Here is a 3,445-nt window from a genome sequence, read left to right on the forward strand (position 1 = left end):
GGCACAAGTGAACACCACACGGCCCGCCAGGCGCAAGGCCTGGGCGGTGTCGGCCGGCAGCGCGCCGCGCCCATGGGGATGCAAGGTGTAGACGCCGGGTTTGCCCAGGCGCACGTCCAGCGCGAGCGCCATGGCAGCCATGGGCCAGCCACTGTTGGGCGAAGGCGTCAGGCCCGCCTGCGCCGGCAACTGCCGCAGCCTGCTCGCGGCGCCCAGCAGGCCCAGCAGGCCCAGCAGTGCCGCCGTGAGCCGCGCGGGCAGCCAGGACAACACGTCGTCGGCGCGTGCGGCCCACTTGCCGGCCCAGCTCCAGTCGCGCCCCTGACGCTCGCCCTTGTAGCCCCACATGGCGTCGGCGGTGTTGGCGAAGCGGTAGAGCGCCGCGCCCGGCAAGCCGGCCACGGCGAACCAGAACAGTGGCGCCACCACCGAGTCGTTGAGGTTCTCGGCCAGGGTTTCGATGGCGCTTTCGCGCACCTCGCGCTCACTCAGTTGCGCCACGTCGCGGCTCACCAGCCAGGCCAGGCGCGAGCGCCCGGCTGGCAATGATTCGGACAGCGCAGCCTCCACCGCGCGCACCTCGTCGCGCAGCATGCGCCAGGCCAGCAGCGGCTTGAGCAGCACGCCCAACACCAGCACCTGCAGCCACAGCGGCCCAGCGCTCACGACCCAGACCGCCACGAGCGCGACCGACACCACCAGCAGCGCCCCGGCGACCCAGGCCAGTGCGCCGCGCACGAACGCACCGGCGGGCGGCTCGCCCACGGCGGGCGCGATGCGCCGGCCCAACGCCCCCAGGTAGTGGCCCATCCAGACCACCGGGTGCCCGCGCGGCGGCGGCTCGCCCCAGCGGACATCGATGAGCAGCGCCACCCAGACGGCACAGGCCATCACGCTCCAGGACGGCAGGATGGCCAGCTCGGCCATGGGGATCAGGCCTCCAGCGCGGCTGCGGCCACGCGGTGCTGGCCCAGGCCGGCGGCCGCGGCCCGCAGCGCGCCCACGAGCGCGGCCACATCCGCGCTCTGGTGCGCGGCCGACAGCGCAATGCGCAGCCGCGCGGTGCCCACCGGCACGGTGGGCGGGCGGATCGCGGGTACCCAGATGCCCTGCTCACGCAGCGCGGCCATCACGGACAACGCGGCCTCGTTGTCGCCAATCACCAGGGGCTGGATCGCGGTGTCCGAGGGCATCAGGGTCCAGCCGGCGGCATCCACCGCGGCGTCGGCCCCAGGCGCAAGGCCTTCGCGCAGTTGCGCGATCAGGGCGGCCAGGTGCTGGCGGCGGCGTTCGCCGTCGGCGCCCAGCACACAGCGCAGGCCGGCGCGCACCGCCTCGGCCAGCAGGGCCGGCGCGGCGGTGGCGTAGGTGTAGCTGCGGGTTTTCTGCAGCAGCCATTCCACCAGGCTCTCGGGCCCGGCCACGAACGCCCCGGCCACGCCCAGCGCCTTGCCCAGCGTGGCCATGTAGAGCACGCGCGGTGAAGCGCCCGGCCCAGTGAGGCCGACGGCGGCCAATGCGCCACGGCCTTGCGGGCCCAGCACGCCAAAGCCGTGTGCGTCGTCCAGCAGCAGCAAGGCATCGTGTCGCTCGCAGAGTGCGTGCAGCCCGGTGATGTCGGCCACGTCGCCGTCCATGCTGAACACCGCGTCGCTGATCACCAGCTTGCGGCGCGCCGGGCTGGCGGCCAGCAAGGCGTCGAGCCGGGCCAGGTCGCCATGGGGATAGCGGTGCACCGTGGCTTTGGACAGGCGCGCGCCGTCGATCAGGCAGGCGTGGTTCAGCGCGTCGGAAAACAGCGCATCGCCTTCGCCCACCAGGGCCGGCACGATGCTGGCGTTGGTGGCGTAACCGGCGTAGAAATACAGCGCGCGCGGCAGGTCCACGGCCTCGGCCAGTTCGCGTTCCAGCGCGGCGTTGGCCACGCTGTGGCCGCTGACCATGGGCGAGGCCCCGGAGCCCACGCCGTAGCGGTCCACCGCGGCGTGCACCGCCTGGCGCAGCAGCGGGTCTTGCGCGAGGCCCAGGTAGTCGTTGCTGCAGAAGGCCAGCAGGGACTCGCCGTCCACGTTGAGCCGGGCGCCCTGCTCGGGCACCACGGCACGGCGGCGGCGGCGCAGGGCCTGGGCGTCCAGCGCGGCCAGGCGGTCGTCAAATTCGTTCAACCAGCTCATTGCAGATCCTTCATCGCCAGGTGTCGGGCAGGTCCAGCACGATCTGGCGTGCGTCGGGGGTTTGTGGGTGCCAGGGCACGGTGCCCAGCAGCGGCGCGGGCAGCCAGCGGCGCAGCGTTTCAATGTTTTCGTCGCGGCAGGCCATGTCGGCATCGAGCGTGTTGGCCACCCAGCCGGCCAGGTGCAGGCCGTCGGCGCGGACGGCCTCGGCGCTCAGCAGCGCATGGTTCAGGCAACCCAGGCGCAGGCCCACCACCAGCACCACCGGCGCGCCGATGGCCAGCGCCAGGTCGGCCAGGGTCTCGCGCTCATTGAGCGGCACGCGCCAGCCCCCCGCGCCTTCGACCACCACCACGTCGGCCAGATCGCGCAGCGCGGCATGCGCGGCGAGCAGCTCCGCCACCGTCACGGCCCGGCCGGCGCGCGCGGCCGCGAGGTGCGGCGCCAGGGCATCGGGCAAGGCCACCGGGTTGTCGAGCGCGGCGGGCACGGCCACGGTGGACGCCGCGCGCAGGGCGAGCACGTCTTCCGCGACCCACTCGCCGTTGCGCTGCACCAGGCCAGCGGCCACCGGCTTCATGCCGACCACGCGGCGGTGTTGGCGCGCCAGTGTGTGCAGCAGCGCCGCGCTCACCAGGGTCTTGCCCACGCCGGTGTCGGTGCCGGTGACGAAGCAGCCGTCAAACGCCATCGCGGTCTCCCACCACCGGCGCAGGGGCCGTTTCTTCGGCCAGCGTGGCTTCCAGCGCGGCCAGCGCGCCCCGCGCCAGCAGCTCGCCCTCGGCCTGGTCGATCACATAGGGCGGCATGGCGTAGAGCGTGTGGCCGATGGGACGCAGCAGCAGCCCCTGCGCCAGCGCGTGGCGGGCGTAGCGGCGGCCGAAGTCGGGCAGGCTGCTGGCCACGTCCCACGCGAAGACCATGCCGCGCTGGCGCGCGAAGCGCACACGCGGGTGCTTGGAGAGCGGCGCGAACTGCGCGGCCAGCCGATCGCTGGTGCCCAGGTTCTGGCGCAGCGCATCGGTCTGGTCAAACAAATCCAGCGTGGCCAGCGCAGCGCGGCAGGCCAGCGGGTTGCCGGTGTAGCTGTGCGAGTGCAGGAAACCGCGCGCCACCTGATCGTCGTAGAAAGCGGCGTACACCGCGTCGGTGGTGAGCACCACCGACAGCGGCAGCGTGCCGCCGGTCAGGCCCTTGGAGAGGCACAGGAAGTCGGGCCGTATGCCCGCCTGCTCGTGCGCAAACAGGGTGCCGGTGCGGCCGAAGCCGAC

General features: G+C 73.4%; 4 protein-coding genes. All 4 read right to left on the reverse strand.

From position 1 onward, the window contains the following. On the reverse strand, window positions 1-927 hold a 927-nt coding region (cbiB, locus tag V6M57_RS14665), incomplete at its 3' end, for an adenosylcobinamide-phosphate synthase CbiB (RefSeq protein ID WP_332815739.1). A gap of 5 nt (window positions 928-932) precedes the next feature. Continuing rightward, entirely contained in the window at window positions 933-2,174 is a 1,242-nt protein-coding gene (locus V6M57_RS14670) for an aminotransferase class I/II-fold pyridoxal phosphate-dependent enzyme (RefSeq protein WP_332815740.1), read from the reverse strand. 10 nt (window positions 2,175-2,184) lie between these two features. Next, window positions 2,185-2,865: a dethiobiotin synthase gene (bioD, locus tag V6M57_RS14675; RefSeq protein WP_332815741.1), complete on the reverse strand. Its 681-nt coding sequence runs from the start codon at window positions 2,863-2,865 to the stop codon at window positions 2,185-2,187. Then, a partial coding sequence (locus V6M57_RS14680) for an aminotransferase class III-fold pyridoxal phosphate-dependent enzyme (protein WP_332815742.1) occupies window positions 2,855-3,445 on the reverse strand: 591 nt, incomplete at its 5' end. The genes bioD and V6M57_RS14680, both read right to left, overlap by 11 nt.

The sequence above is a fragment of the Ramlibacter sp. genome, assembly GCF_036676645.1.
Taxonomy (GTDB): Bacteria; Pseudomonadota; Gammaproteobacteria; order Burkholderiales; family Burkholderiaceae_C; genus Ramlibacter.

Excerpts from the sequence above, each read along its gene's own strand:
- V6M57_RS14670 (WP_332815740.1), bottom strand. The coding sequence starts at position 2,174 with ATGAGCTGGTTGAACGAATTTGACGACCGCCTGGCCGCGCTGGACGCC.
- bioD (WP_332815741.1), bottom strand. The coding sequence starts at position 2,865 with ATGGCGTTTGACGGCTGCTTCGTCACCGGCACCGACACCGGCGTGGGC.